Genomic DNA, 26,692 nt, shown 5'->3' with positions numbered 1-26,692 from the left:
ACGTGCCGCTGCCCTTATCCAATCCCGCCATCCTTGTAGGGCGATCCCTACCCCGACTCTTCCATCCGGCTGAGGCGATTCTCTCCTGCGCCCCGATTTGCGTGGGATCGAGGCTCCACTAGGCTTGATTTACAAGCAGTCATCAATACAAAAGGTGCGGGTATGAGCCAGGTCGATTCAAGCGCGGGGACCAGTGATGTACTGGTCAGCTTTCGTGGTGTGCAGAAGAGCTACGATGGCGAGAACCTGATCGTCAAGGATCTCAACCTGGACATTCGCAAAGGCGAGTTCCTGACCCTGCTCGGACCGTCCGGCTCGGGCAAGACCACCAGCCTGATGATGCTCGCCGGGTTCGAAACACCGACCGCCGGCGAGATCCAGCTGGCCGGGCGCGCCATCAACAATGTGCCGCCCCATAAGCGCGACATCGGCATGGTGTTCCAGAACTATGCGCTGTTCCCCCACATGACCGTCGCCGAGAACCTGGCGTTCCCGTTGACCGTGCGTGGCTTGAACAAAAGCGACGTGAGCGATCGGGTCAAGCGGGTCTTGAGCATGGTCCAGCTGGATACGTTCGCCCAGCGTTACCCGGCGCAATTATCCGGTGGCCAGCAGCAGCGGGTGGCCTTGGCCCGGGCCCTGGTGTTCGAGCCGCAGCTGGTGCTGATGGACGAACCCCTCGGTGCGCTGGACAAGCAATTGCGTGAGCACATGCAGATGGAAATCAAGCATCTGCACCAGCGTCTGGGCGTGACTGTGGTCTACGTGACCCATGACCAGGGCGAGGCCTTGACCATGTCCGACCGCGTGGCGGTATTCCACCAGGGCGAGATCCAGCAGATCGCGCCACCGCGCACCCTTTATGAAGAACCGAAAAATACCTTTGTCGCCAACTTCATCGGCGAAAACAACCGCCTCAGTGGCCGCTTGCACAGCCAGACCGGCGATCGTTGCCTGGTAGAGCTGGGGCGCGGGGAGAAGGTCGAGGCGCTGGCGGTGAATGTCGGCAAGCCCGGCGAACCGGTGACCCTGTCGATTCGCCCGGAGCGAGTGAGCCTCAACGGCGCAAGCGAACAATGTGTCAACCGCTTCTCAGGGAGGGTGGCGGAATTCATCTATCTGGGCGACCACGTCCGGGTTCGCCTGGAGGTCTGCGGCAAGAACGACTTCTTCGTGAAGCAACCGATCGCCGAGCTCGATCCCGAGCTGGCGGTTGGAGACGTGGTTCCGCTTGGCTGGCAGGTCGAGCACGTACGTGCGCTCGATCCTCTTCTAGAGGCGAATTGATCGCCCCCTGCTTTACCAACACCAACCCTGCACGTGGAGAGAACAATAAATGTTGAGATCCCTGAAGTTCACCGCCCTGACTCTGGGCATGATGGGTGCGGCAAACGCGATGGCGGCGGGCCCGGACCTGACCGTGGTGTCTTTTGGCGGGGCGAACAAGGCGGCTCAGGTCAAAGCCTTTTACGCACCGTGGGAAGCGGCTGGCAACGGCAAGATCGTGGCTGGCGAATACAACGGCGAGATGGCCAAGGTCAAGGCCATGGTCGATACCAAGAGCGTCTCGTGGGACCTGGTGGAAGTCGAGTCTCCGGAGCTGTCCCGTGGTTGCGACGAAGACATGTTCGAGCAACTGGACCCGGCGCTGTTCGGCAAGGCCGAAGATTACGTCAAGGGCGCCATCCAGCCTTGCGGCGTAGGTTTCTTTGTCTGGTCGACGGTACTGGCCTACAACGCCGACAAGCTGAAAACCGCGCCAACCAGCTGGGCGGATTTCTGGGATACCAAGCAGTTCCCGGGCAAGCGCGGTCTGCGCAAGGGCGCCAAATACACCCTGGAATTCGCTTTGATGGCCGACGGTGTAGCGCCCAAGGACGTCTACAAGGTGCTGGCCGGCAAAGATGGCCAGGATCGGGCGTTCAAGAAGCTCGACGAACTCAAGCCGAACATCCAGTGGTGGGAAGCCGGCGCCCAGCCGCCGCAATACCTGGCCTCCGGTGACGTGGTCATGAGCTCGGCCTACAACGGCCGGATCGCTGCGGTACAGAAAGAAAGCAACCTGAAAGTGGTGTGGAACGGCGGCATCTATGACTTCGACGCCTGGGCCATCCCGCGTGGCCTGGACAAGGCTCGGGCTGAAGCGGCGAAGAAGTTCATCGCGTTCTCGGTGGCACCGCAGCAGCAGAAGACTTACTCCGAAAACATCGCCTACGGCCCTGCCAATACCCAGGCCGTACCGTTGCTGGCCAAGGATGTCCTGAAAGACATGCCGACCACCCCGGAAAACATCGCCAACCAGGTGCAGATCGATGTCAGCTTCTGGGCTGATAACGGCGAGCAACTGGAGCAGCGTTTCAACTCCTGGGCGGCCAAGTAACCCGACTGTCTGAGGCTGAATGAGATCCATGTGGGATCGAGCTTGCTCGCGATAGCGTTTTGTCAGACACATTAATGTTGAATGTGCTGTAGCCATCGCGAGCGAGCTCACTCCCGCAGGTTCTTGCTCCAACCGGGTGTTTCAACAGAACAGAGGCGGTCCGTCGCCCCTGTAACGATCAAGAAGATTTGCGGAGTACGCCATGGCCATCGCCGTTCCACTGAACGCAGGCACCAGTCCCACCTTGAAGCAGCGGCTCAAGCACGCCGAGCGGGTCAATCGCTGGAAGGCCCAGGCCTTGATCGCGCCGCTGGTTCTGTTTCTGCTCCTGGTGTTCCTGGTACCGATCGTGGCGCTGTTGTTCAAAAGCGTCAGCAACCCGGAGGTGGTGGGCGCCATGCCGCGTACCGTGGCTGCGGTCGCGGCGTGGGATGGACGTGGTCTGCCTGGAGAACCGGTGTACAAGGCCGCCAGTGAAGACCTGGCCGAAGCCCGCAAGAATCAGACCCTGGGCGATTTGTCCAAGCGCCTGAACATGGAACTGGCCGGCTATCGCAGCCTGCTGACCAAGACCGCCCGGGCGTTGCCGTTCGCCACGGAGCCGGCTTCTTATAAAGAGGCGTTGGAAAACCTCGACGAGCGCTGGGGCGATCCGGCGTACTGGCAGGTGATCCGTCGCAACACCAGTGAAGTAACCCCTTATTATCTGCTGGCGGCCGTCGATCACCGCATCGATGACCTCGGTGAACTGGCGCCGGCTACGCCCGACCAGGCGATCTATCTCGATATCTTCGCCCGCACGTTCTGGATGGGCCTGGTGATCACTGCGATCTGCCTGGTGCTGGCCTATCCCCTTGCTTACCTGCTGGCGAACCTGCCATCGCGCCAGAGCAACCTGCTGATGATCCTCGTGCTCCTGCCGTTCTGGACTTCGATCCTGGTGCGAGTGGCGGCGTGGATCGTGCTATTGCAATCGGGCGGCCTGATCAACAGTGCCCTGCTGGCCATGGGCATTATCGATAAGCCCCTGGAGCTGGTGTTCAACCGCACCGGTGTCTACATCTCCATGGTCCACATCCTGCTGCCGTTCATGATCCTGCCCATCTACAGCGTGATGAAAGGCATCTCGCCAACCTACATGCGGGCGGCGATTTCCCTGGGCTGCCATCCGTTCGCCAGTTTCTGGCGGGTGTATTTCCCGCAGACCTATGCCGGTGTCGGTGCTGGTTGCCTGCTGGTGTTCATCCTCGCCATCGGCTACTACATCACCCCGGCGTTGCTGGGCAGCCCGAACGACCAGATGGTCAGCTACTTCGTTGCGTTCTATACCAACACCAGCATCAACTGGGGCATGGCCACGGCGCTCGGTGGGCTGCTGTTGCTGGCGACCATCGTGCTTTATCTGATTTACAGCTGGCTGGTGGGCGCCAGTCGCCTGCGCCTGAGCTAAGGGGAGATCGAAATGCTTAGTCCTTACATGTCCCCCGTCGAACGGGTGTGGTTCTACTGCTTGCGCACACTCTGCGGACTGATCCTGCTGTTCCTGATCCTGCCCGTGCTGGTGATCGTTCCGTTGTCGTTCAACTCCGGCAGTTTCCTGGTGTATCCGTTGCAGGGCTTTTCGCTGCAGTGGTACCACGATTTCTTCGCCTCGGCCGAATGGATGCGGGCACTGAAGAACAGCATCATCGTGGCGCCGGCCGCGACACTGCTGGCCATGGTCTTCGGCACGCTGGCAGCCATTGGCCTGACCCGCGGGGACTTCCCGGGCAAGTCGCTGGTAATGGCCCTGGTGATTTCGCCCATGGTGGTGCCGGTGGTGATCATCGGTGTCGCCAGCTATCTGTTTTTCGCACCGTTGGGGATGGGGAACAGTTTCTTCTCGCTGATCGTGGTTCACGCGGTGCTGGGCGTACCGTTCGTCATCATTACCGTCTCGGCGACCTTGCAGGGGTTCAACCATAACCTGGTGCGGGCGGCAGCCAGTCTTGGGGCTTCGCCTTTGACGGCGTTTCGTCGGGTGACGCTGCCGTTGATCGCCCCAGGCGTTATCTCCGGTGCGCTGTTCGCTTTCGCGACGTCGTTCGATGAAGTGGTGGTGACCCTGTTCCTGGCCGGCCCCGAGCAAGCGACACTGCCGCGGCAGATGTTCAGCGGCATCCGCGAAAACCTCAGCCCTACCATTGCCGCGGCGGCGACGCTGCTGATTGCCTTCTCGGTGATCCTGCTGCTGACCCTGGAATGGCTGCGCGGGCGTAGCGAGAAGCTGCGCACGACCCAGGTCTGAAGGTCAGCGTTGTTTAAATGTGGGAGCGAGCTTGCTCGCGATAGCGGTGGAACATTCAATATCGATGCTGAATGTCAGTGCGCTATCGCGAGCAAGCTCGCTCCCACAGCGACCCGAGGCGTATTCATGAGCTGAATGGCAGACAACCCTCAATACCGAGCTATCCTTGTGCCAGCCCACACTCGAACAAGAGGCCGCGCACATGAGTCTTTCCTCATTCAAGATCGCCCACAAACTGATCACCGGTGCCGCTGCCATCGAGCAACTGGCGGCCGAGCTGACACGGCTGGATGTCGACAACCCATTGATCGTCACCGACGCCGCACTGGTCAAGTCCGGTACCGTGGAGCTGGCGCTGCAGCATCTGGGCGGGCGGGACTACGAGATTTTCGACCGGGTGCTGCCGGACCCGGAAATCGCCATTGTCAAAGACTGCATGCAGGCCTATCGCGACGGCGGCCATGACGGCTTGATCGGGCTGGGCGGCGGCAGCGCCATCGACATCGCTAAGTGCGTGGGAGTCTATGCCGGTTATCACGGCGAACTGGAGGACATGTTCGGCGTCGACCAGGTACCGCGCAAAGGCCCGCCCATGATCGCCATCCCCACCACGGCCGGTACCGGTTCGGAAGTCACCAACGTGGCGATCCTTTCCGACAAGGCCGCTCAATTGAAGAAAGGGATCGTCAGCGACTACCTGCTGCCGGACGTGGCGCTGGTCAGCCCGCAGATGACCCTCACGTGCCCGCGCAGCGTGACCGCTTCCAGTGGTGTCGATGCGCTGGTCCACGCCATCGAGTCGTATCTGTCCCTCAACGCCTCGCCGATCACCGATGCCCTGGCCATCGGAGCTATCAAGCTGATCACCCGGGCGTTGCCCAAGGCCTTCTGTAATCCTTCCCACCTGCAAGCCCGTGAAGACATGGCTACCGCCAGCCTGATGGCCGGCATGGCGTTCGGCAATGCCGGGGTCGGAGCGGTGCATGCGCTGGCCTATCCCTTGGGCGGCCGTTTCCATGTGTCCCATGGCGTCGCCAATGCCTTGCTGCTGCCGTATGTCATGGCATGGAACAAGGTGGCCTGCGTCGAGCGGATGCGGGACATCGCCCAGGCCATGGGCATCAGGACCGAACACCTGAGCGATCTCGAAGCTGCCGACGAAGCCGTGGAGGCGATGATCGCCTTGTGTGCCGCCGTGGAGATCCCCCAGGGACTCAGCGGATTGGGCGTGACCGAGGATGTGATCCCCTCGATGGCGGCGGAGGCCGCGGGCATCGAGCGGCTGATGCGAAACAACCCGCGCAGGTTGAGCGCCGCCGATATCGAGAAGATCTACCTGGCGGCGTATTGATCGTCGGCCACGGTGGGCGCGCCAAATCTTGAGGTATACAATGCGCGCCATCGTGGTTTCGCTCAAAACAGGTGCGTCATGCAGCCCTTCGCTATTGCTCCGTCGATTCTTTCTGCCGACTTCGCCCGCCTGGGCGAGGAAGTGGACAACGTGCTGGCCGCCGGGGCCGACATCGTTCACTTCGATGTCATGGATAACCACTATGTGCCTAACCTGACCATCGGTCCGATGGTCTGTTCGGCGCTGCGCAAGTACGGCATCACCGCGCCCATCGACGCGCACCTGATGGTCAGCCCGGTGGATCGCATCGTGGGAGACTTCATCGAGGCCGGCGCTACCTACATCACTTTCCACCCTGAAGCTACCCTGCATATCGACCGCTCCTTGCAGTTGATCCGTGAAGGTGGCTGCAAGGCCGGCCTGGTGTTCAACCCGGCCACGCCCCTGGACGTGCTCAAATACGTGATGGACAAGGTCGACATGATCCTGCTCATGAGCGTCAACCCAGGCTTCGGCGGGCAGAAGTTCATCCCGGCCACCCTCGACAAGCTGCGCGAAGCCCGCGCACTGATCGATGCCTCGGGCCGTGACATCCGCCTGGAAATCGATGGCGGCGTGAATGTGGGCAACATCCGCGAAATCGCCGCGGCCGGTGCCGACACCTTTGTCGCAGGATCGGCGATCTTCAATGCGCCGGACTACAAAGAGGTGATTGAAAAGATGCGTGCCGAACTGGCCCTGGCACGCCCATGAGCGGCTTCGAGCAGTTGTTTCCCGGCAGCTTGCCGCGTCTGGTGATGTTCGACCTCGATGGCACGCTGGTCGACTCGGTTCCAGACCTGGCGGCAGCCGTGGACCATATGCTGCTCAAACTGGGGCGCGCGCCAGCCGGTATCGACGCCGTGCGCCAGTGGGTCGGTAATGGCGCCCCCATGCTGGTGCGCCGGGCCCTGGCCAATCACATCGACGCCCAGGGTGTCGATGACGCCGAGGCTGAGCAGGCGCTGGAGCTGTTCAATGAAGCCTACGAGGGGAACCACGAATTGACGGTGGTCTATCCCGGCGTGCGCTCCACTCTCAAGTGGCTGCAAAAGCAGGGCGTCGAAATGGCGCTGATCACCAACAAGCCGGAACGCTTCGTTGCGCCGTTACTGGATCAGATGAAGATCGGCCGCTATTTCCGCTGGATCATTGGCGGCGATACGCTGCCGCAGAAAAAGCCTGATCCGGCCGCGCTGTTTTTCGTCATGAAGATGGCCAATATCCCGGCTTCCCAATCGCTCTTCGTCGGCGATTCGCGCAGCGATGTGCTGGCAGCGAAAGCGGCGGGGGTCAAATGCGTGGCGCTGAGCTATGGCTACAATCATGGACGGCCCATCTCCGAAGAGTTCCCCGCCCTGGTGATCGACGATTTGCGACTGCTAATTCCCGGTTGCCTGGACCCGGCCGCTGAGATAACGTTGCCCGACGCTGTTCAATCCTCTTCTGGGAACGCCATCGTGGTGGTCACTCGCAAACTCTGGATGAAAGTCATGAAGGCCCTGGCCCGTTGGCGTTGGCGCGCCTGACGTGATCCTGGCCGGTTATCCGGCGTGTTTGCATACCTGACTTCCAGCTCCTCTTGCCACGAGGCACCCTCATGATTCGCGAAGAATTCCTGCGCCTGGCTGCTGCCGGCTATAACCGCATTCCCCTTGCCTGCGAAACCCTGGCTGACTTCGACACGCCGCTGTCGATCTACCTCAAGCTGGCCGACCAGCCCAATTCCTACCTGCTCGAATCGGTACAGGGCGGGGAGAAGTGGGGCCGTTATTCCATCATCGGCCTGCCATGCCGCACAGTGCTGCGGGTGCACGACCATCGCATCAGCGTGACCCATGACGGCATCGAGATCGAAAGCCTCGAAGTCGAGGACCCGCTGGCCTTCGTCGAAACCTTCAAGGCCCGTTACAACGTACCCACCATCCCAGGGCTGCCGCGTTTCAACGGTGGCCTGGTGGGGTACTTTGGCTACGACTGCGTGCGTTACGTGGAAAAGCGCCTGGGCACCTGCCCGAACCCGGATCCATTGGGCGTGCCGGACATCCTGCTGATGGTGTCCGATGCGGTGGTGGTCTTCGATAACCTCGCGGGTAAAATGCACGCTATCGTGCTGGCCGACCCGTCCCAGGAAGATGCCTACGAGCAAGGCCTGCAAAGCTTGCAGGCGTTGTTGGAAAAACTTCGCCAGCCGATCACGCCACGCCCTGGCCTGGACTTCAGCAAGCAGGCCGCGGCCGACCCGGTATTCCGCTCCAGCTTTACCCAGGACGATTATGAAAAAGCGGTCGATACCATCAAGGAATACATCCTGGCTGGCGACTGCATGCAGGTGGTGCCGTCGCAACGAATGTCCATCGACTTCAAGGCAGCGCCTATCGATCTGTATAGAGCCCTGCGTTGCTTCAATCCGACGCCCTACATGTACTTCTTCAATTTTGGCGATTTCCATGTCGTGGGCAGTTCGCCGGAAGTATTGGTGCGGGTCGAGGACAACCTGATCACGGTTCGACCGATTGCCGGCACGCGTCCTCGTGGTGCCACGGAAGAGGCTGACCGCGCCCTGGAAGAGGACCTGCTGTCGGACGCCAAGGAGATCGCCGAGCACCTGATGCTGATCGACCTGGGGCGTAACGACACCGGGCGGGTCTCGGAAGTCGGTTCGGTGAGGCTCACCGAGAAAATGGTGATCGAGCGCTATTCCAACGTCATGCACATCGTGTCCAACGTCACGGGGCAGTTGAAGGCCGGGTTGACGGCAATGGATGCCCTGCGAGCGATCCTGCCCGCAGGCACCTTGTCGGGCGCGCCGAAGATTCGGGCGATGGAAATCATCGATGAGCTGGAGCCGGTCAAGCGGGGGGTGTACGGCGGAGCCGTCGGCTATTTTGCCTGGAACGGCAACATGGACACTGCCATTGCCATTCGCACGGCGGTCATCAAGAACGGCGAACTGCATGTACAGGCCGGAGGAGGTATCGTTGCCGATTCGGTACCGGCGCTGGAATGGGAAGAAACGCTGAACAAGCGTCGGGCGATGTTCCGCGCGGTGGCGTTGGCCGAGCAGGCCCCGAACGACTGAAACCCTTCATGCCTATGGTGAGCAGACAAGCTTGTTCACCATAGGCATCTGCGGTTCATCGAATCAGAAGTCCAGGCTGACCCCGAGACTTATCCCTTGCTGGGTGAAGTCGTCATCCTTGCGCAACGTATAACCCCCTCTCAACGCCAGCTCGCTGGTCAACTTGTGGCTGACCCCCAGGCTCAGGCGATTCAGGTGGCTCTGTGGCGTATAGCCTTCCAGCGTGAAGTCATTGGCTGGCAGGCTGTTGAGGGCGATATTGACCTTTTGCATGTCGTCTTCGTACTCGCGCTCGTGGGCGTATTCGCCATACACCTGGGTCTGACGGGTAAAGTTGTATTTACCTTGCAGACCGATGCCCAGGCGTTTCGAGTCGCGGGTCTGGTCGTCGAAGGTCAGGGCCGTGGAGCGGCTGCCCTGTTCCGAATAGCCGTCGACTTCCACCCTCGCATAATCGGCACTGACGAAGGGTGACAGGTGCCAGGCGCTGCCCGGCTGGGCGATGTCGTAGCCTACGCGGGTACTGAATGCCCAGAGATGCCCGTCGGTGTCGCCTTTCTCCTGGGCTTCGTTGACGCCCAGTTGGAATTTGCGCTCCAGGTTGTCGTAGTCGAGCTTGCCACCGGTCAGCGCCGCATCGGCCCACCAGCGGCTCTGCTGGAACTGGGCGAAAGCGGTGGCCAGGTAGCTGTTGAGCTTGTAGTCCGAATCGTTGTCACCAGCCTCCATGTCCTGGCGGTAGAGCCCAGCGGCGATGCCCACGCGCCAGGCCTCGTTGAGGCGATAGCTGCCACCTACGTTGAGGCTGTAGCCGCTGCCGTCGGCGCTGGCACCGCTGCCCTGGCTGTCCACGTCGAGATGCTGTCCACCGCCGTTGACGATGGCTCGCCATTGACCGACCGCTTGCCAATCTTCCCAATCCGACTGCCATTGGCTGCGCAGCTCGTCCTGGTGGGCCCGTAGAGTCGAATGGGCCATTTCCGGCAGCAGCGTCAGTTCCCACGGTGCCGCGAGTAGGGAGAAGGCGTAGTCGGCGATCAGCTTCTGCCCGGCCTCGGTGGGGTGGACGGAGTCGTTGTAGATCAGTTTGCTGGGGTCGGGTGTTGCGCTGTTGATGCCGTAGGTGGGGTTTTCCGTGCAGCCATTGCCGCTGAAGCAGGTTGCCGTGAGATTCTCGCCGGTGGCGAGGCCGAAACGCGCGGGATCGGCGAAGCTTTCTCGAAGCAGCAAAGGAATGTTCAGCGGAATGACCTCGGCGTCGATACCTTGCAGTCGCGCGACGAGCTGTTGGTTGAAGTCGTTGCTCAGTTGCGACACGGCGCCCTGCAAAGGTGTGCCGTTGAGGGCGGGGGTCAGTCCCAAGTCCGGCAGCAGCCAGACCATCACATAGCGGGCGCCCGCTGTTTGCAGCACCTGGACGCTGTTGGCCAGGCGGTCCGCCGCAGCCTGGGCCTGAGCCGTGGTCAACACCAGACCCTGGAGAAAGTCGTTGCCGCCACCGGAGAGGTAATACAGCGCATTCGGATCGGCGCGCCGCCCGTTGGCCAGGTATCCGGGACGGCTGCGTTCTCCAGTGTCGGAAACACTGGTGATCGAATCGAGGATCTGGTCGGTGCGGTAACCGCCCACTGCCCAGTTGTTGCCGTCCGCCAAGCCCTCGTTGGCACGCACCGCGGAGGTGGAGGCGGCGGTTTCATCGGCGGAGAAGCCCAGGCGGCCGCCCAGCAGTTGGGTGGAATTGGCGGAATACGCCTCGCCACTGCCATCCTGGTAGAGTGGGCCGGTGCGGTTGGTGAAACGCTGGGTTGACCCTGCCGGTCCATCCGGGTCGGTGAACTGGCCTGCGTCGTTGAGGCTGTCGCCAAAGACAATGAAGCTGGAGTAAGGGTTTGGAGCGGCACTCGCCTGGGCGCAGGCCATCGCGAGCACACAACTGGCAACCGGTACGAACAGCGTTTTCCTGATCATGAGAAGGTCCTTTTCGATCTTATTTTTGTTAGAAAACGAAACGACAGTACCAAAAACTCTTGGCGCTCGACCATCCATCAGTGGCATTGCGTTTGTTTCAAAGCCCTTCGGGGTTGGTCATATTGCGCGCTCTGTTCAGCTAGGCTACTGTGCCGGAACGTATGAACGAGACTTCCCCTGTGTCGATTGTCAGCAAGCTTCCGGATCAAATGATCAAGGCACACGCCCGTTGGCGTTGGCGCGCCTGAATATTCCCTGCCGGCTGTGCCGGACCTGTACCGATTTGCCTTCTTTACCTGCTTGAAAGCCGCTTCGCTGGTGCATCACATGCCCGCCAAGCGCAACACCGCGCGGGTTTCTCTTGAAGGCTTTAATTAAAAGTCAGTGAATTCAAAAGGTTGCTTACGCCATGTTGCTGATGATCGATAACTACGACTCCTTTACCTACAACGTTGTGCAATACCTGGGCGAGCTGGGCTCCGAGGTGCGAGTCGTGCGCAACGACGAACTGACCATCGCCGAAATCGAAGCGCTCAAACCCGAACGGATCGTGGTATCCCCCGGCCCGTGCACGCCGACCGAAGCGGGTGTATCCATCGAAGCCATCAAGTATTTCGCCGGCAAGCTGCCCATCCTGGGGGTCTGCCTGGGCCATCAGTCCATCGGCCAAGCCTTCGGTGGCGACGTGGTGCGTGCCCGGCAAGTCATGCACGGTAAGACTAGCCCGGTATTCCACGAGGACAAGGGTGTATTCGAAGGGTTGAACCGGCCGCTCACCGTCACCCGCTACCACTCCCTGATCGTCAAGCGCGAAACGCTGCCCGACTGTCTGGAAGTGACCGCCTGGACCCAGCTCGAAGACGGTTCGGTGGACGAAATCATGGGGCTGCGCCACAAGACATTGAATATAGAGGGTGTGCAATTTCATCCCGAGTCTATTCTCACCGAACAGGGTCACGAGCTGTTCGCCAACTTCCTCAAACAAACCGGCGGCACGCGCTAAGGACTTTTCATGGATATCAAGACAGCCCTGAGCCGTATCGTCGGTCATCTCGACCTGAGCACCGACGAGATGCGTGATGTGATGCGCGAAATCATGACCGGCCAATGCACCGACGCACAGATTGGCGCGTTCATGATGGCCATGCGCATGAAGAGCGAGAGCATCGATGAAATCGTCGGCGCGGTCTCGGTCATGCGCGAGCTGGCGGACAAGGTCGAGCTCAAGACCTTGGATGGCGTGGTGGATGTGGTTGGCACCGGCGGCGACGGCGCCAATATCTTCAACGTATCCACTGCCTCGGCGTTCGTCGTCGCGGCCGCCGGCTGCACCGTGGCCAAGCACGGCAATCGTGCGGTCTCGGGCAAGAGCGGAAGTGCCGATCTGTTGGAGGCGGCCGGTATTTACTTGAACCTCACGCCGGTCCAGGTGGCACGCTGCATCGATAATGTCGGTATTGGCTTCATGTTCGCCCAGACTCATCACAGCGCCATGAAACATGCTGCCGCACCACGTCGTGACCTGGGCCTGCGCACCCTGTTCAACATGCTTGGCCCGCTTACGAATCCGGCCGGCGTGAAACACCAGGTGGTCGGAGTGTTCAGCCAGGCGCTGTGCCGGCCGTTGGCGGAGGTTCTGCAGCGTCTGGGCAGCAAGCACATATTGGTGGTCCATTCCAAGGACGGCCTCGATGAGTTCAGCCTGGCGGCGCCTACTTATGTGGCTGAACTAAAGAATGATCAGATCAGCGAATACTGGGTCGAACCTGAAGACCTGGGCATGAAGAGCCAGAGCTTGCACGGTCTGGCGGTGGATGGGCCGGCGCAGTCGCTGGAACTGATTCGCGATGCCCTGGGACGTCGCAAGACCGAGAATGGCCAGAAGGCCGCCGAAATGATCGTGCTCAACGCTGGCGCTGCTCTATACGCCGCCGACCACGCCAGTACGCTCAAGCAGGGGGTGGAGTTGGCCCATGATGCCTTGCACACTGGCCTGGCTCGGGAAAAGCTCGAAGAGTTGGGTGCATTTACCGCTGTATTCAAAGTGGAGAACGAAGGATGAGCGTGCCAACGGTTCTGGAAAAAATCCTGGCTCGCAAGGCTGAGGAAGTGGCCGAGCGCAGTGCCCGGGTCAGTCTGGCCGAGCTGGAAAACCTGGCACGTTCGGCTGATGCTCCCCGTGGCTTCGCCAAGGCACTGATCGACCAGGCGAAGAAAAAGCAGCCGGCGGTGATTGCCGAGATCAAGAAGGCGTCCCCCAGCAAGGGCGTGATCCGTGAACACTTCGTCCCGGCCGACATCGCCAAAAGCTACGAGAAGGGTGGGGCGACCTGCCTCTCGGTGCTCACCGATATCGATTTTTTCCAAGGCGCCGACGACTACCTCAAGCAGGCGCGTGCTGCGTGCAATCTGCCAGTCATCCGCAAGGATTTCATGATCGATCCCTACCAGATCGTCGAGGCTCGAGCGTTGGGCGCCGATTGCGTGCTGTTGATCGTCTCCGCCCTGGACGACGTGAAAATGGCCGAACTGGCGGCTGTCGCCAAGGGTGTGGGGCTGGATGTACTGGTAGAGGTGCATGACGGCGAGGAATTGGAGCGGGCCTTGAAAACCCTGGATACCAGGCTGGTGGGCGTGAACAATCGAAACCTGCATACCTTCGAAGTCAGCCTGGAAACGACCCTGGACCTGCTGCCCCGCATTCCCCGTGATCGGCTGGTCATTACCGAGAGCGGTATTCTCAACCGGGCCGACGTCGAGCTGATGGAAGTCAACGACGTCTACTCGTTCCTGGTAGGTGAGGCATTCATGCGGGCCGAAAGCCCGGGTACTGAGTTGCAACGCCTGTTCTTTCCAGAGCGGGGCGTTCCGGTGAGCGGCTCGACGCTTGATTGAGCCGATGGCTCCGGTGATCGCCCTGACCGTTGAAGCCGGTCTCCAAGCCGAGCAGGACTTGTTGGCCAGTGTCTGTGCCGGCGATGCCGAGTTCGGCCTGCTGTTCTGGCGGCCCAGCGACCGCGCGTTGGTCATGCCGCGCCGTCTGGCCCGCTTGTCGGGATTCGAGTACGCCTGTGAGGTCTCGGCTGCCAGTGGCTGGCCGGTGCTGCTGCGCGAAACCGGGGGCGAACCGGTGCCGCAGTCGGCCGCTACCGTCAATATCGCTCTGGTTTATGCACCTCCACGTAGCGAGGGCGATCATGGCCGGATCGAAACTGCCTATCGTCGGTTGTGTGATCCCATTTGCCAGTTGTTGGACGAACTGGGCGGAGTGGCATCGCTAGGGGAGGTGGACGGGGCGTTTTGCGACGGTCGGTTCAACGTCAATCTCGACGGCCGTAAAATGGTTGGCACCGCTCAACGCTGGCGCCAGAGCAAGGGCGGACAGCGCCCCGTAGGCCTGGTACACGGGGCGTTGCTAGTGGATAACGAGCGCGAATCGATGGTTGCCGCGGTCAACCGCTTCAATGAAGCCTGCGGCCTGGAACAACGGGTACGGGCTGAGAGCCACATCGCCCTGCATGAAAAATTTCCCGACCCTCATGCGCTGGAGCGGCTTGAGGCGCTTTATCGGAATCTGGCGGACGAGCTGTTCTAGCGCGTACCGAACACCACCATTGTCTTGCCTTTCACGCTTACCAGGTTGCGCTCTTCAAGGTCCTTGAGTACGCGACCGACCATTTCCCTCGAACACCCTACAATTCGACCGATCTCTTGCCGGGTTACCTTTATCTGCATGCCGTCCGGGTGCGTCATCGCATCGGGTTGCTTGCACAGATCCAGCAGGCAGCGGGCGACCCGACCGGTCACGTCAAAGAAGGCGAGGTCACCCACTTTGCGAGTGGTATTGCGCAAGCGCTGGGCGATCTGACCGCCGAGGACATAAAGAATGTCCGGATCCTGGAGGGACAACTCCCGGAATTTGCTGTAGCTGATTTCCGCAACTTCGCATTCGATCTTGGTCCGCACCCAGGCGCTGCGTTCCTGCTCCTTGCCCGCCTGTTCGAATAATCCCAGCTCACCGAAGAAGTCCCCTGAGTTGAGATAGGCGATGATCATTTCTCGCCCATCCTCATCCTCGATCAGGATAGTGACCGACCCCTTGATAATGAAAAACAGCGTATCGGAGCGATCACCGGCACAGATGATGTTGTGTTTGGCCGGGTAGCGGCGACGCTGGCAATGCATCAAGAGTTTGTCGAGATTCTTGATCTTGGACGTGGGAGTAATGGCAACCATGGTTGTATCCCGAAAGACGGCGCAGTGTGTGTTGGTTTGGTTTTTTATGGATACGAATAGCTATCGCTAAAAGCTGGCGATACGCCAGCGAATGGTCGCCAGCTTAACAGAGCTCTCTAAATTGATTCGAGAATTTACCTAGTGCCCTGTTTCGCAGGGGCTTTGCCGGCATCGCACGTTGGAGACTGTCGTGGGGAGCGCTGTGCTAAGCTGGCGACCCTTTTTTAGACAGTGGAGTCTTGGCGATGAAGGCACGCATCCAATGGGCTGGCGAAGCCATGTTCCTCGGTGAGTCGGGCAGCGGCCACGTGGTCGTGATGGATGGTCCGCCCGATGCCGGTGGTCGAAACCTGGGTGTCCGGCCCATGGAAATGCTCCTGCTGGGCGTGGGTGGTTGCAGTAACTTCGATGTGGTCAGCATTCTCAAGAAGTCTCGCCAGGCTGTCGAAAGTTGCGAGGCCTTTCTGGAGGCGGAACGTGCCACTGAAGATCCGAAGGTGTTCACCAAGATCCACATGCATTTCGTGGTCAAGGGGCGTGCCCTGAAGGAAGCCCAGGTCAAGCGAGCCATCGAGCTGTCCGCCGAAAAATACTGCTCGGCGTCCATCATGTTGGGCGCAGCGGGCGTTGAGATCACCCACGACTATGAAATCATCGAGTTGGGTTGAGGCGGTACGCAACATGCCGTGTTCAGGCTCCTGATAAAAAAGGCGACTGCCCTGTCCGGGTAGTCGCCTTTTTGATGGCCTGCCTGGTCTGAAAAGGGACGCTGTGATCAGATCCGATAAGTACTCTTGGTCATGACCTTGGCCAGCAGGCTCATGCCGAACTTTACCGGTGCCGGGAAGCGGAAACCGCCGGCCTCGAGGGCGCTTTCGGCATGGTGTTCTTCATCCTCGCGCATCTGCTCCAGGATCGCCCGGGACTTTCCATCCTCGGCGGGCAGTTGTTCGAGATGCTCGTTCAGATGTTTGCACACCTGATGTTCTGTCGCCGCAACGAAACCGAGGCTGACCTTGTCACTGATCAGTCCGGCTACTGCGCCTATTCCAAATGACATACCGTAGAACAGTGGATTCAACACGCTGGTATGGCTGCCCAACTGGCGAATGCGCTGTTCGCACCAGACCAGATGATCGATTTCTTCCTCGGCCGCATGCTCCATCGCCTCGCGCACCTGGGGCAATTTCGCTGTCAGGGCCTGGCCTTGGTACAACGCCTGGGCACAGACCTCTCCCGTGTGATTGATGCGCATCAACCCGGCAACGTGGCGGGCCTGCTCGTCACTCAGTTGCGCGTCCGGCTGCACGATCGCCGGTGATGGGCGGTATGGCTGGCCACTGAAGGGCAGCAGCGTGCGCATCGCGGTATCGGCTTGCAGCAGCAGCCGGTCTATCGGCGAGTAGTGACGTTGGGTGGTCATGCTTACCTCCGGAAGAATCATGGCGACCAGTTTAACCCAACCGGTCGCTCAGGATTTGCGTTGAGTCAGGGTATCAACCCGGTGGCCAGTTCATCTGGCGCTGTCCCAGCACATGCATATGGATGTGATAGACGGTCTGCCCACCGAGTTCATTGCAATTCATCACAACGCGGAAACCTTCCTCGCACCCCAGTTCAAGCGCCAGGCGCTGGGCAGTGAACAGAATGTGCCCGGCCAGTCCTTTGTCTTCTTCGGTCAGGTCATTGAGAGTGCGGATCGGTTTCTTTGGAATGACCAGGAAATGCACCGGTGCCTGGGGGGCGATGTCATGGAAGGCCAGGACCTGGTCATCCTCGTAAATGATCTTGGCCGGGATTTCCCGGTTGATGATCTTGGAAAACAGAGTATCCAAAGTCGTTTCTCCCTTGGGGTCGTGGAACGCGAGTGTACCGAAGGTTCGGCTGGCGGGGCCGGCTTCACTTCAAATTTCATCAGCGGGGGCAGTAGGCCTTGTTGATCATGCCTGCGAGTGTCCTGACCAGCCAACGTGGTCCCAGCCGTGGCAACCTGGCCAGCCAGCGATTGCGTCGCCCCGGAATGATGATGGCCCGGTTCTTGTCCAGGGCGCGTACGGTATACAGCGCAACCTCCTCGGGGCTCATCAGTAGCTGACTGTCGATGAGTTTCCGTTCGTCCAGTTGTGCTCGGGCAAAAAAGTCGGTCCGGGTCGGCCCGGGGCACAGCACCGAGACCTTGATGGCGCATTTCTTCAGTTCGACCCGTAGGGCTTCTGAGAAGTGCAGGACATAGGCTTTGCTGGCGTAATAGGTGCTCATCCAAGGGCCGGGTTGGAACGCCGCGATAGAGGCAACGTTGAGGATCTGTCCGCCACCATGCAGGGCCATGCTATTGCCAACGGCATGACAAAGGCGTGTCAGGGCGAGGATGTTGACTTCGATCAGGTCTTGTTCAGTCATCCAGTCCTGACCCAGGAATGGGCCGCAGGTGCCTATGCCGGCGCAGTTGACCAGCAGATCGATCTGCCGTTCACCTTCTTCCAGCTCCAGCAGAAACCCTGACAATCTCAGTGGCTCCCCCAGATCGCACGCGCGGAACAGGACCTCCACCCCGAACCGCTGAGTCAGTTCTATTGCGATACTTTCCAGCCGATCACGCTGGCGCGCTACCAGTATCAGGTTGCGGCCTCGCCGGGCCAGGGCTTCGGCCATGGCCAGGCCGATGCCGCTGGAGGCACCGGTGATCAGAGCGTAACGGGTCATGCAGTTCTCCATCGCAACGGCCCGCTACCAGTGGACTGAGCTGTCACCGGCGCGAAGCGCGCTTATTGTTCCTCCTCATAGTCTACAGAAGGCTCGGCGGGTTCGGCGGCAGGTTCTGCAGCAGCGTCATCGGTGTACTCGCTGCTTTCATAGCTGCTGAGCGAACTGCTGCCGTATTGGTCCTCGATAGCGCCGAAGACACCAGCCAGCGCAGCGAAGAAAATCAGCACGATCATCACCAGCCAGAGCGACGCCAGGACCTTGACTGCAGTGGAGTTGCGCGGCGGCGGTGGACCGTAGCGATTGGGCCCGTCGTTGCCCGGTGCGATGATGAGCACGAATGGGAAGATGCTGCCCACGAATGGGACAAGAGTGAGCAGCCACAGCCAACCGGACCAGCCCAGGTCATGCAGGCGCTGGACGTTGAACTGAATGCTGACAAAGGCAAAGCCGAGGAAAACGATCAACGCCAGCAGGCCACCAACCACCATGGCCGCTGTTGAGGTAGACGTGAAGAACCATGCTCCGCCAATCGCAAAACCAACGCCGATGACCAGCATCATGACGAGGGTCAGGGACATGGTCCAGGCGAGGTATCGCAGCCGTCCGATGCGACCATCGAAGCTGAACGGCTTGAGCGGGCCGAACTCGGCAACGGCCTCTCCAACCTGTGCCCGTGGTGGCGCATAGGGAGAGGCAGGTTCGATGAGTGGCTCCTGGGGGTGCATCTGCTGGGGCGAATGCTGAACCTCGCTGAGGTTCAGTTGCAGAGAAGGCTCTGCTTCGATGCGCGCATCGATTCCGCTTTTGTTGAGGGCTTCCAGGTATTTCTGCGCCTCGGTCTGGGACAGGTTGCTCTTGAGGGCCACCTTGTGTCCGCCGAAGAGTCGCTCAATGGCGCTGACGTCGCTCTTGAACAATTCAGCGAGATTGAGCTTGGCTGTGGTCGTATCGACGCCCGGCAGCAGGGCTCCGTCGAATACGATGTTGAAACGGGGTTCGCTCATTGCCGGGCATCCTTGTCATTCAAGTTTTAGTGTTTGTGTCGTGATCAGTTTGTTTCAGCGGGGCCACTGGCCGCCAAGCTGTACCACCCGGGCCTGTGCCTGGCGATATTCTTCATCCAGGCGCTTGACCAATTGATCGACGCTTGGCAAGTCATGAATCTCACCCACGCCCTGGCCAGCGGACCATACGGTTTTCCAGGCCTTGGCTTCATCGTTGAGCGGTTTGAGCTTCGAGCCGAAATCCACCTCGCCCTTGCGTTGCAGAGCGGCCAGATCGAAACCGGCCTTCTCCAGGCTTTGCCGCATGAAGCTTGCGGGTACGCCGGAAACTGCGGGAGTATGCACGATGTCTGCAGCCCGGGATGTGAGCAACATCTCCTTATAGGCGTCAGGCGCATGACTTTCAGTCGTACCGATAAAACGTGTTCCGAAGTAGGCCAGATCCGCGCCCAGCAATTGAGCGGCCAGAATCTCATGACCATGGTTCAGGCACCCCGCAAGCAGCAGGGTCTTGTCGAAGAACTGCCGGATTTCGGCGACCAGCGCAAACGGGCTCCAGGTTCCGGCGTGCCCTCCGGCCCCCGCAGCCACGGCGATCAGTCCATCGACACCGGCTTCGGCTGCTTTCTCGGCATGACGACGTGTGGTCACGTCATGAAATACCAGGCCTCCATAGCCATGGACCGCGTCCACCAGCTCTTTCACCGCACCGAGACTGGTGATGACGATCGGCACCTGGTGTTCGATGCAGATCGCCAGGTCGGCCTCGAGCCTCGGGTTGCTCTGATGGACGATCAGGTTGACCGCGTAAGGGGCAGGGTTCTCCATCCTTGCCAGGCCCGCTTCTATTTCCTCCAGCCAGGCCTTGAAGCCACTGCTCTCACGCTGATTCAGCGCGGGGAAGCTGCCGACGATACCGTTGCGACAGCAGGCCAGTACCAGCTGTGGGTTGGAGATCAGGAACATTGGCGCCGCCACTACAGGCAGGTGCAGGCGTTGTTCAAGCAGAGCGGGTAGCGACATCTGGAAGTACCCCGGATAAGAAGCATCGATTGAAAGTTAGAACGGCCGAACCACGACCAGAATTACGATAGCCAGCAATATCAGAACCGGCACTTCATTGAACCAGCGATAAAAGACATGGCTGCGGGTGTTTTCGCCACGGGCGAAACGCTTCAGCTGGGCGCCGCACATATGGTGATAGCCAATCAGCAATACCACCAGTGTCAGCTTGGCATGCATCCAGCCGCCTTGGGTGAAATAGGCGCTGGCGTTGAGGCTGAGCAGCCAGATGCCGAACACCAGGGTCGCGATCATCGCGGGTCCCATGATGCCGCGATACAACTTGCGCTCCATGACGCTGAAGCGCTCCTTGCTGATGTTGTCTTCGCTCTGAGCGTGATAGACAAACAGGCGAGGCAGGTAGAACAGGCCGGCGAACCAGCAGACCATGCTGACGATATGAAGCGCTTTGAGCCAAAGATAGAGCATTTTCTCGATTCCCAGATTCACGGTAGCCCGATAGTAGAGGTTAGAGCCGCCACACGTCACCTTGGCGGTTGTCGCCACGCCGCGCCGCCCCTATCATCGACGGTTTTCCAGTGGTTCGTTGAGGGCAGGTTTATGGTCAAGGTCGGTATCGTCGGCGGCACGGGTTACACCGGTGTCGAACTGCTGCGTCTGTTGGCACAACATCCGCAGGCTGAGGTGGTGGTCATCACCTCCCGATCCGAGGCGGGCCTGGCCGTGGCCGATATGTACCCGAACCTGCGAGGTCATTACGATGGCCTGGCATTCAGCGTTCCCGACATCAAGACGCTGGGCGCCTGCGATGTGGTGTTCTTCGCCACGCCCCATGGCGTCGCCCATGCCCTGGCGGGCGAATTGCTGGCCGCCGGAACCAAGGTTATCGACCTGTCAGCTGACTTCCGCTTGCAGAATGCGGATGAATGGGCCAAGTGGTACGGCCAGCCTCACGGCGCGCCAGAGTTGCTGGACGAAGCGGTCTACGGACTACCGGAAGTCAATCGCGAAAAAATCAGGCAAGCACGGCTGATCGCGGTCCCGGGATGTTATCCGACTGCGACGCAATTGGGTTTCCTGCCGTTGCTCGAAGCCGGTCTGGCGGACGCTTCGCGTCTGATCGCTGACTGTAAGTCCGGTATCAGTGGCGCGGGTCGTGGCGCCAGCGTCGGCTCGTTGTATAGCGAGACGTCGGAGAGCTTCAAGGCGTATGCCGTGAAAGGGCACCGTCACCTGCCGGAAATTCGCCAAGGGTTGCGCCGGGCTGCAGGCAAGGAGGTCGGCCTTACATTCGTGCCGCATCTGACGCCCATGATCCGTGGTATTCATTCCACGCTCTATGCCACTGTGACTGATCGCTCCGTGGACCTGCAGGCATTGTTCGAAAAGCGCTATGCCGACGAACCGTTCGTCGATGTGATGCCAGCTGGCAGTCACCCAGAAACTCGTAGCGTGCGGGGGGCAAACGTCTGCCGGATCGCCGTGCATCGTCCACAGGATGGCGATCTGGTCGTGGTGTTGTCGGTCATCGATAACCTGGTCAAGGGGGCTTCGGGGCAGGCAGTGCAGAACATGAACATTCTGTTTGGGCTGGATGAGCGACTGGGCCTTTCCCATGCGGGCATGTTGCCCTGAGGAGTGGTTGTCATGTGCGGCCAGCCTGGTACTCGGGCTGTCCGCTTCGACACCTGTGGCTGCCGCTGCTCTTCAAATAGTTGACCAGTTTTCTAGGAGAAGCGGATAATGCCTGCCATCACGCATTATGGCGGCGTCAACGCCGGGAGATATTCAGCATGAGCGTCGAAACCTTCACACCCACGGCTTTGCAGTTCACCCACGGTGCTGCGCACAAGGTGAAAAGCCTGGTCGACGAAGAGGGGAATGATCGTTTGAAGCTGCGCGTGTTCGTGACGGGCGGTGGCTGTTCAGGTTTTCAGTATGGCTTCACGTTCGATGAAGAAGTGGCTGAAGATGACACAGTCGTTGAGCGCGAAGGCGTCAGCCTGGTGGTCGACCCGATGAGCTTCCAATACCTGGCCGGTGCCGAGGTGGATTATCAGGAAGGTCTGGAAGGCTCGCGTTTTGTGATCAAGAATCCGAACGCCACTACTACCTGTGGCTGCGGGTCATCCTTCTCGATCTGATTGTCGTGACACCTTCAGCAAAAAGCCGCAGAGCCTTCAAGGCACTGCGGCTTTTTGCTGTTGGGATCAGGCTGGCTCAGGCGGGGTAGATAGCGCCGAGCACTCGAAGGCCTCGGGCGCCTGTGACACTGGGGCGATTCGCTGGAATGTATTCAAGGCAGCAATGAGCGAGCCATGCGAAAGCCATCGCTTCGACCCAGTCCGGGTCTACCCCGTAGACTGCTGTGCTGCTGACTTCGGTGCTCGGCATGAGGTCGGCCAGGCGCTTCATAAGGGCTGTGTTGTGAGCTCCACCGCCACATACCAGCAGTTCACGGGTATCCGCCTGGGCATTTTGAAGTGACTCGACGATAGTCAGGGCTGTCAGTTCAAGCAGCGTGGCCTGCACATTCTCGGCGGCGAGAGTGGGTAGTTGCGAGAGGTGTCGAGTCAGCCAGGGCAGGTTGAATACCTCCCGGCCGGTACTTTTCGGTCCCTTGGTGACAAAGAAAGGATCGCTGAGCATTGCCTTGAGTAGGGCGGGCTCCACTGTCCCGCTGGCGGCCCATTGTCCATCACGGTCGAATTGCTCATTGCGTTGTTGATGAATCCAGGCATCAAGCAACACGTTGCCAGGCCCGCAATCGAAGCCTGCGACCGGTTTTCCTGGTTCTATCAAGCTGAGGTTGCTGAAGCCACCGACATTCAGTACGGCACGGTTGCCGTCACGTTTCTCGAATAGAGCCTCGTGGAAAGCCGGGACCAGCGGCGCGCCTTGGCCTCCTGCGGCTACATCGCGACTGCGGAAGTCGCTGACGATGGTAATTCCGGTCAGCTCGCTCAGCAGAGCGGGATTGCCGATCTGTACGGTAAAGCCGCGGGCCGGTTCATGACGAATGGTCTGGCCATGGCTGCCGATTGCTCTTACATCTTCCGGCTTGAGGTTTTGGCTTTCGAGCAGGGCATGGATGCCATGGCCGGCGAGCTGTACCCAGTTCTGCTGAGCGATGGCCGAGCGGGCTATCTCATCGGGGCCGCTGGTGCACAGGCCCAACAACTCGCTGCGCAGGGAGTCGGGCATGGGAATGTAGTGCGTGGCGATCAATCTGATCGCCGGAGTCAATTCAACCAATGCGATATCCAGGCCATCCAGGCTCGTCCCGGACATCACACCGATATAAAGCACCATGGCTTAACGCTTGCTCGAAGCCAGCATCGTGGCCTTTTCCTGGTCCATGCGAGCCATCAAGGGCTGGCTTTGCGCCAGGAAGCGTGCGCGTTCGGATTTTGCGATTGGATCAGCCATAGGCAGCTTCTGGCCAAGCGGATCGACGTGAACGCCGTTGACCTGGAACTCATAGTGCAGGTGTGGTCCGGTCGACAACCCCGTGGTGCCGATATAGCCGATGACCTGGCCCTGCTTGACACTGCCGCCGGTCTTCACGCCTTTGGCAAAACCTTGCATGTGACCATACAGCGTACGGTAGGTATTGCCGTGCTGGATGATGACTGTGTTGCCGTAACCGCCGCGGCGGCCGGCCAGCAAGACCTTGCCATCGCCGGCAGCCTTGATTGGGGTGCCTCGGGGGGCGGCGTAGTCGACACCTTTATGGGCGCGAATCTTGTTCAGGATAGGGTGTTTGCGGCCTGCGGAAAATTTCGAGCTGATGCGGGCGAAGTCAACCGGCGTGCGGATGAACGCCTTGCGCATGCTGTTGCCGTCGGCAGTGTAGTAACTGCTGTTGCCTTGTTTGTTGGTGTAGCGCACCGCAGTGTAAGTCTTGCCGCGATTGGTGAAGCGCGCGGAGAGAATCGGGCCGTTGCCGACGGCCTTCCCGTTGACCACTTTCTGCTCGTAGATCACGTCGAATTCGTCGCCCTGGCGAATATCCTGGGCGAAATCGATGTCGTAGCCGAATACGTTGGCCATGTCCATCGTCAGGCTATGTGAAAGGCCTGCACGTGCGGCCGATTGTGATAGAGAGCTATTGATCACACCGTGGACGTAGGCCGAGCGTACGGTAGGCTTGGCAGTAATGCGATTGAAGGCATAACCCTTGTCACTCTTTGTCAGGGTAATGCTTTCCAGGTCGCTCAGCTTGGTGTGCAAGCTGGTCAGCTCTCCAGTCGGATTGAGTTCGAACTCGAGTTTCTGGCCCCGTTGCAATTGAGTGAACTGCTTGGCTTGCTTGTCGCTGGCCAGAATCTCGTGGACCGAGGTAGCGGGCAGGCCGACCTTCTCAAAAAGTGTGGAAAGGGTATCGCCTTTGGCCACGATCACCTCACGATGGCCAGGCTCCTTCTTTTCTTCCACGACCGGGGGCTCGACCTGAGCGGTCTCGGCGGTGTCTTCAGGACTGTCTTCAATCTGTGCGAAAGGGGAAGCGCTCTGTTCGTTTGTGGCCTGGACGGCTTCGGCAGCGTCTTGATCTTGTGTCAGTTGTTCGGCAGGGCTTTCCAGTTCGAGACTCAGAGTCGTCTTTTTGGCTTCAACGTCGCTGGAAGGAAATACCAGGAGCGCCAGGCTAAGGAGGGCGGCGATTCCACTTGCGGCCAGCAAGTGGGTCTTTGGGTAAAGCGGTGGCGCTTTAGACGGTTCTGTGGTCATGAGTAATTTGACTTTTGAAAAGATGAATTGGAAAAGATGAATGACATGATGAAGATGAAATAACTGTATAAAATATAACCAAATCCCCTTCGAAGCAAGTCCGCAGGCGTTCTGCTCGTGGATTGGTTGTCGTGCGCCGGTCAAACTTTGTATTTGGTGTGCGATCTTGTATGGTTGGGGCCCTTTGAATCTGAGCCTTGCGGGTCTGTTATGAAGTCGGTTGAAGAGCAGCTAGCGCTGATCAAACGTGGTGCGGAAGAACTGTTGGTCGAGTCCGAGCTGATCGAAAAGCTCAAGCGTGGGCAACCGTTGCGCATCAAGGCTGGTTTCGACCCGACAGCCCCTGACCTGCATCTAGGGCACACTGTACTGATCAACAAGCTGCGTCAGTTTCAGGAACTGGGGCATCAGGTTATCTTCCTTATAGGTGATTTCACCGGGATGATTGGCGACCCGAGTGGGAAGAGTGCCACGCGTCCACCGCTGACTCGCGAGCAGGTGCTCGAGAATGCCGAGACCTATAAGGCTCAGGTTTTCAAGATTCTGGATCCGGCCAGGACCGAGGTCGCATTCAACTCTACCTGGATGGACCAGATGGGGCCTGCGGACTTCATTCGCCTGACCTCTCAGTACACGGTTGCGCGCATGCTCGAGCGCGACGATTTTGACAAGCGCTACACAACCAACCAGCCGATTGCTATCCATGAGTTTCTCTACCCGCTTGTGCAGGGCTATGACTCGGTTGCGTTGCGTGCTGATGTCGAGCTTGGCGGTACGGACCAGAAGTTCAACCTGCTGATGGGGCGAGAGCTGCAGCGTAGTTATGGCCAAGAGGCTCAGTGCATCCTAACCATGCCTTTGCTGGAAGGTTTGGATGGCGTGAAGAAGATGTCCAAGTCGCTGGGTAACTACGTCGGTATTCAGGAGGCGCCGGGCGTTATGTACGGCAAGCTGGTTTCCATTCCTGATGCATTAATGTGGCGTTACTTTGAATTGCTGAGCTTCCGCTCTATGGGCGAGATCGATGCATTCCGTTCTGATGTCGAGGCTGGGGCCAATCCGCGGGATATCAAGATCAAGTTGGCTGAGGAGATCGTTGCCCGTTTCCATGGTGAGGAGGCGGCTGCCAATGCTCATCGTGCGGCAGGCAATCGCATGAAGGATGGTGAGTTACCCGATGATTTGCCGGAAATCGAGCTGGCTGCCGGTGAGGATATGCCGATTGCTGCTGTCCTTAACAAAGCGGGGCTGGTCAAGAACGCGGCGGTGGCGCGAGATCTTCTGGGGTCGGGTGGGGTGCGCGTTGATGGGGAGGTCGTGGATCGCACCTTTATATATAAGCTGGGCGCCACGCATGTCTGTCAGGCCGGAAAGAAGGCTTTTGCACGCATTACGCTTAAATCCGAGTAAATCTGGAAATAGGTGTTGACGGCAGATTCTGAGTCTCTATAATTCGCCCCACTTCCGGCGCAGTCGAAACGGAAAACTTCTTGAGATTCAATGAGTTATGAGGTTTTCGGGTGTGCAGGACTTCAAGTCATCGAAGTCCGGAAGGGGTCGACAGGGTTGCAGTCAAGTCCCGTCGGCACTTCGATCTTCGCGATCGAAGACGCTGGAAAAGAGGTGTTGACAGCAGCGGCTAACGCTGTAGAATTCGCCTCCCGCTGACGAGAGATCGAAAGCGCAAGTGGTTGAAGTTGCAAAGGAAACTTTGAAAACTTCTGAAAATAACCACTTGACAGATGTACGGGGCGCTGTAGAATGCGCGCCTCGGTTGAGACGAAAGGCTCAACCCACCGCTCTTTAACAACTGAATCAAGCAATTCGTGTGGGTGCTTGTGGAGTCAGACTGCTAGTCAACAGATTATCAGCATCACAAGTTACT

At 59.4% G+C, this 26,692-nt stretch carries 26 protein-coding genes; 16 read left to right on the top strand and 10 right to left on the bottom strand.

Translation table 11 applies throughout. The annotated features are described in order from the left end of the window. The first annotated feature begins 162 nt into the window (after positions 1–162). The 8 genes from BLP99_RS04010 to trpE all read left to right on the top strand — a co-directional run bounded on the left by BLP99_RS04010 (position 163) and on the right by trpE (position 9,139). On the top strand, positions 163–1,287 hold the full coding sequence (locus tag BLP99_RS04010) for an ABC transporter ATP-binding protein (RefSeq protein WP_072389664.1): 1,125 nt from the start codon (positions 163–165) through the stop codon (positions 1,285–1,287). 49 nt (positions 1,288–1,336) lie between these two features. Further along, positions 1,337–2,380 carry an ABC transporter substrate-binding protein gene (locus BLP99_RS04005; protein WP_072431965.1) on the top strand — a complete coding sequence of 348 codons (1,044 nt, stop codon included), beginning with the start codon at positions 1,337–1,339 and terminating at the stop codon, positions 2,378–2,380. 202 nt (positions 2,381–2,582) lie between these two features. Next, positions 2,583–3,830 carry an ABC transporter permease gene (locus BLP99_RS04000; protein ID WP_072389660.1) on the top strand — a complete coding sequence of 416 codons (1,248 nt, stop codon included), beginning with the start codon at positions 2,583–2,585 and terminating at the stop codon, positions 3,828–3,830. Between the two features lie 12 nt (positions 3,831–3,842). Beyond that, positions 3,843–4,667, top strand: a complete 825-nt coding sequence (locus BLP99_RS03995) for an ABC transporter permease (RefSeq protein WP_072389658.1) — start codon at positions 3,843–3,845, stop codon at positions 4,665–4,667. Positions 4,668–4,869: 202 nt separating this feature from the next. Further along, positions 4,870–6,018 carry an iron-containing alcohol dehydrogenase gene (locus BLP99_RS03990; RefSeq protein WP_072389655.1) on the top strand — a complete coding sequence of 383 codons (1,149 nt, stop codon included), beginning with the start codon at positions 4,870–4,872 and terminating at the stop codon, positions 6,016–6,018. A 78-nt stretch (positions 6,019–6,096) separates the two neighbouring features. Continuing rightward, a complete protein-coding gene (gene rpe / locus BLP99_RS03985) occupies positions 6,097–6,771 on the top strand; it encodes a ribulose-phosphate 3-epimerase (protein WP_053156412.1) in 675 nt (224 codons plus the stop codon). After that, positions 6,768–7,586 carry a phosphoglycolate phosphatase gene (locus BLP99_RS03980; protein WP_072389653.1) on the top strand — a complete coding sequence of 273 codons (819 nt, stop codon included), beginning with the start codon at positions 6,768–6,770 and terminating at the stop codon, positions 7,584–7,586. Before rpe ends, BLP99_RS03980 begins: the two co-directional genes overlap by 4 nt. Positions 7,587–7,657: 71 nt before the next feature. After that, a complete protein-coding gene (trpE, locus tag BLP99_RS03975) occupies positions 7,658–9,139 on the top strand; it encodes an anthranilate synthase component I (protein ID WP_092179804.1) in 1,482 nt (493 codons plus the stop codon). Between the two features lie 63 nt (positions 9,140–9,202). On the opposite strand, the gene estP is transcribed toward trpE, so the two are convergent. Beyond that, positions 9,203–11,107 (bottom strand): esterase EstP, encoded by a 1,905-nt coding sequence (gene estP, locus BLP99_RS03970; protein ID WP_092179801.1) that lies wholly within the window; start codon positions 11,105–11,107, stop codon positions 9,203–9,205. Between the two features lie 409 nt (positions 11,108–11,516). Between estP and BLP99_RS03965 the strand changes: the two genes are divergently transcribed. The 4 genes from BLP99_RS03965 to BLP99_RS03950 are packed head-to-tail and all read left to right on the top strand — an operon-like array spanning position 11,517 to position 14,702. After that, complete coding sequence (locus tag BLP99_RS03965; RefSeq protein ID WP_076406101.1) at positions 11,517–12,110, top strand: aminodeoxychorismate/anthranilate synthase component II; 594 nt, start codon at positions 11,517–11,519, stop codon at positions 12,108–12,110. Positions 12,111–12,119: 9 nt separating this feature from the next. Next, positions 12,120–13,169, top strand: a complete 1,050-nt coding sequence (gene trpD, locus BLP99_RS03960; protein ID WP_092179799.1) for an anthranilate phosphoribosyltransferase — start codon at positions 12,120–12,122, stop codon at positions 13,167–13,169. Beyond that, positions 13,166–14,002, top strand: a complete 837-nt coding sequence (trpC, locus tag BLP99_RS03955; protein WP_072389641.1) for an indole-3-glycerol phosphate synthase TrpC — start codon at positions 13,166–13,168, stop codon at positions 14,000–14,002. The genes trpD and trpC overlap by 4 nt, the downstream gene beginning before the upstream one ends. Positions 14,003–14,006: 4 nt before the next feature. Beyond that, positions 14,007–14,702 carry a lipoate--protein ligase family protein gene (locus tag BLP99_RS03950; RefSeq protein WP_092179797.1) on the top strand — a complete coding sequence of 232 codons (696 nt, stop codon included), beginning with the start codon at positions 14,007–14,009 and terminating at the stop codon, positions 14,700–14,702. Here BLP99_RS03950 and crp read toward each other — a convergent pair. Next, the gene (gene crp, locus BLP99_RS03945; RefSeq protein WP_072389637.1) at positions 14,699–15,343 is read right to left on the bottom strand and encodes a cAMP-activated global transcriptional regulator CRP; all 645 of its coding nucleotides are present in this window, start codon (positions 15,341–15,343) and stop codon (positions 14,699–14,701) included. The genes BLP99_RS03950 and crp overlap by 4 nt on opposite strands. Before the next feature lie 245 nt (positions 15,344–15,588). Here crp and BLP99_RS03940 point away from each other — a divergent pair, with 245 nt between their 5' ends. Next, positions 15,589–16,011, top strand: coding sequence for an OsmC family protein (locus BLP99_RS03940; RefSeq protein WP_042730268.1), 423 nt, complete (start codon positions 15,589–15,591; stop codon positions 16,009–16,011). Between the two features lie 107 nt (positions 16,012–16,118). Here the strand turns inward: BLP99_RS03940 and coq7 are convergent, their stop codons facing one another. The 6 genes from coq7 to hemJ form a co-directional block, all read right to left on the bottom strand. Then, entirely contained in the window at positions 16,119–16,766 is a 648-nt protein-coding gene (gene coq7, locus BLP99_RS03935) for a 2-polyprenyl-3-methyl-6-methoxy-1,4-benzoquinone monooxygenase (RefSeq protein ID WP_072431971.1), read from the bottom strand. A gap of 73 nt (positions 16,767–16,839) precedes the next feature. Beyond that, on the bottom strand, positions 16,840–17,178 hold the full coding sequence (locus BLP99_RS03930) for a histidine triad nucleotide-binding protein (protein ID WP_072389633.1): 339 nt from the start codon (positions 17,176–17,178) through the stop codon (positions 16,840–16,842). Between the two features lie 79 nt (positions 17,179–17,257). Then, positions 17,258–18,046 carry an SDR family NAD(P)-dependent oxidoreductase gene (locus BLP99_RS03925; protein ID WP_072389631.1) on the bottom strand — a complete coding sequence of 263 codons (789 nt, stop codon included), beginning with the start codon at positions 18,044–18,046 and terminating at the stop codon, positions 17,258–17,260. Positions 18,047–18,108: 62 nt separating this feature from the next. Then, a complete protein-coding gene (locus tag BLP99_RS03920) occupies positions 18,109–19,053 on the bottom strand; it encodes a DUF805 domain-containing protein (RefSeq protein ID WP_072389629.1) in 945 nt (314 codons plus the stop codon). 54 nt (positions 19,054–19,107) lie between these two features. Next, a complete protein-coding gene (locus BLP99_RS03915) occupies positions 19,108–20,076 on the bottom strand; it encodes an NAD(P)H-dependent flavin oxidoreductase (RefSeq protein ID WP_076406107.1) in 969 nt (322 codons plus the stop codon). A 36-nt stretch (positions 20,077–20,112) separates the two neighbouring features. Then, the gene (gene hemJ, locus BLP99_RS03910; RefSeq protein WP_072389625.1) at positions 20,113–20,544 is read right to left on the bottom strand and encodes a protoporphyrinogen oxidase HemJ; all 432 of its coding nucleotides are present in this window, start codon (positions 20,542–20,544) and stop codon (positions 20,113–20,115) included. A 132-nt stretch (positions 20,545–20,676) separates the two neighbouring features. Here hemJ and argC point away from each other — a divergent pair, with 132 nt between their 5' ends. Further along, positions 20,677–21,711 carry an N-acetyl-gamma-glutamyl-phosphate reductase gene (argC, locus tag BLP99_RS03905; protein ID WP_072389623.1) on the top strand — a complete coding sequence of 345 codons (1,035 nt, stop codon included), beginning with the start codon at positions 20,677–20,679 and terminating at the stop codon, positions 21,709–21,711. A 158-nt stretch (positions 21,712–21,869) separates the two neighbouring features. Further along, a complete protein-coding gene (gene erpA / locus BLP99_RS03900) occupies positions 21,870–22,220 on the top strand; it encodes an iron-sulfur cluster insertion protein ErpA (protein WP_053156455.1) in 351 nt (116 codons plus the stop codon). A 76-nt stretch (positions 22,221–22,296) separates the two neighbouring features. Here erpA and BLP99_RS03895 read toward each other — a convergent pair whose 3' ends face one another. Continuing rightward, complete coding sequence (locus BLP99_RS03895; protein WP_092179795.1) at positions 22,297–23,388, bottom strand: anhydro-N-acetylmuramic acid kinase; 1,092 nt, start codon at positions 23,386–23,388, stop codon at positions 22,297–22,299. A 3-nt stretch (positions 23,389–23,391) separates the two neighbouring features. Continuing rightward, positions 23,392–24,807, bottom strand: a complete 1,416-nt coding sequence (locus BLP99_RS03890; RefSeq protein ID WP_072389619.1) for a peptidoglycan DD-metalloendopeptidase family protein — start codon at positions 24,805–24,807, stop codon at positions 23,392–23,394. 210 nt (positions 24,808–25,017) lie between these two features. Here BLP99_RS03890 and tyrS point away from each other — a divergent pair, with 210 nt between their 5' ends. Beyond that, positions 25,018–26,217 (top strand): tyrosine--tRNA ligase, encoded by a 1,200-nt coding sequence (tyrS, locus tag BLP99_RS03885; RefSeq protein ID WP_072389616.1) that lies wholly within the window; start codon positions 25,018–25,020, stop codon positions 26,215–26,217. The last annotated feature ends 475 nt before the right edge of the window (positions 26,218–26,692 follow it).

It is taken from the genome of Pseudomonas sp. NFACC32-1, assembly GCF_900101215.1.
Lineage (GTDB): Bacteria > Pseudomonadota > Gammaproteobacteria > Pseudomonadales > Pseudomonadaceae > Aquipseudomonas.
This window is presented reverse-complemented; position numbering and strand designations above follow the sequence as displayed.

What these genes read in the sequence shown, in the direction of transcription:
- BLP99_RS03925 (WP_072389631.1), bottom strand. Translation starts at nt 18,046, where the DNA reads ATGACCCGTTACGCTCTGATCACCGGTGCCTCCAGCGGCATCGGCCTG.
- BLP99_RS04005 (WP_072431965.1), top strand. Translation starts at nt 1,337, where the DNA reads ATGTTGAGATCCCTGAAGTTCACCGCCCTGACTCTGGGCATGATGGGT.
- crp (WP_072389637.1), bottom strand. Translation starts at nt 15,343, where the DNA reads ATGGTTGCCATTACTCCCACGTCCAAGATCAAGAATCTCGACAAACTC.
- trpD (WP_092179799.1), top strand. Translation starts at nt 12,120, where the DNA reads ATGGATATCAAGACAGCCCTGAGCCGTATCGTCGGTCATCTCGACCTG.
- estP (WP_092179801.1), bottom strand. Translation starts at nt 11,107, where the DNA reads ATGATCAGGAAAACGCTGTTCGTACCGGTTGCCAGTTGTGTGCTCGCG.
- argC (WP_072389623.1), top strand. Translation starts at nt 20,677, where the DNA reads ATGGTCAAGGTCGGTATCGTCGGCGGCACGGGTTACACCGGTGTCGAA.
- BLP99_RS03890 (WP_072389619.1), bottom strand. Translation starts at nt 24,807, where the DNA reads ATGACCACAGAACCGTCTAAAGCGCCACCGCTTTACCCAAAGACCCAC.
- BLP99_RS03895 (WP_092179795.1), bottom strand. Translation starts at nt 23,388, where the DNA reads ATGGTGCTTTATATCGGTGTGATGTCCGGGACGAGCCTGGATGGCCTG.
- BLP99_RS04010 (WP_072389664.1), top strand. Translation starts at nt 163, where the DNA reads ATGAGCCAGGTCGATTCAAGCGCGGGGACCAGTGATGTACTGGTCAGC.
- BLP99_RS03980 (WP_072389653.1), top strand. Translation starts at nt 6,768, where the DNA reads ATGAGCGGCTTCGAGCAGTTGTTTCCCGGCAGCTTGCCGCGTCTGGTG.
- hemJ (WP_072389625.1), bottom strand. Translation starts at nt 20,544, where the DNA reads ATGCTCTATCTTTGGCTCAAAGCGCTTCATATCGTCAGCATGGTCTGC.
- BLP99_RS03990 (WP_072389655.1), top strand. Translation starts at nt 4,870, where the DNA reads ATGAGTCTTTCCTCATTCAAGATCGCCCACAAACTGATCACCGGTGCC.
- coq7 (WP_072431971.1), bottom strand. Translation starts at nt 16,766, where the DNA reads ATGACCACCCAACGTCACTACTCGCCGATAGACCGGCTGCTGCTGCAA.
- BLP99_RS04000 (WP_072389660.1), top strand. Translation starts at nt 2,583, where the DNA reads ATGGCCATCGCCGTTCCACTGAACGCAGGCACCAGTCCCACCTTGAAG.
- trpE (WP_092179804.1), top strand. Translation starts at nt 7,658, where the DNA reads ATGATTCGCGAAGAATTCCTGCGCCTGGCTGCTGCCGGCTATAACCGC.
- BLP99_RS03920 (WP_072389629.1), bottom strand. Translation starts at nt 19,053, where the DNA reads ATGAGCGAACCCCGTTTCAACATCGTATTCGACGGAGCCCTGCTGCCG.
- BLP99_RS03995 (WP_072389658.1), top strand. Translation starts at nt 3,843, where the DNA reads ATGCTTAGTCCTTACATGTCCCCCGTCGAACGGGTGTGGTTCTACTGC.
- rpe (WP_053156412.1), top strand. Translation starts at nt 6,097, where the DNA reads ATGCAGCCCTTCGCTATTGCTCCGTCGATTCTTTCTGCCGACTTCGCC.
- BLP99_RS03950 (WP_092179797.1), top strand. Translation starts at nt 14,007, where the DNA reads ATGGCTCCGGTGATCGCCCTGACCGTTGAAGCCGGTCTCCAAGCCGAG.
- BLP99_RS03965 (WP_076406101.1), top strand. Translation starts at nt 11,517, where the DNA reads ATGTTGCTGATGATCGATAACTACGACTCCTTTACCTACAACGTTGTG.
- BLP99_RS03940 (WP_042730268.1), top strand. Translation starts at nt 15,589, where the DNA reads ATGAAGGCACGCATCCAATGGGCTGGCGAAGCCATGTTCCTCGGTGAG.
- trpC (WP_072389641.1), top strand. Translation starts at nt 13,166, where the DNA reads ATGAGCGTGCCAACGGTTCTGGAAAAAATCCTGGCTCGCAAGGCTGAG.
- tyrS (WP_072389616.1), top strand. Translation starts at nt 25,018, where the DNA reads ATGAAGTCGGTTGAAGAGCAGCTAGCGCTGATCAAACGTGGTGCGGAA.
- erpA (WP_053156455.1), top strand. Translation starts at nt 21,870, where the DNA reads ATGAGCGTCGAAACCTTCACACCCACGGCTTTGCAGTTCACCCACGGT.
- BLP99_RS03915 (WP_076406107.1), bottom strand. Translation starts at nt 20,076, where the DNA reads ATGTCGCTACCCGCTCTGCTTGAACAACGCCTGCACCTGCCTGTAGTG.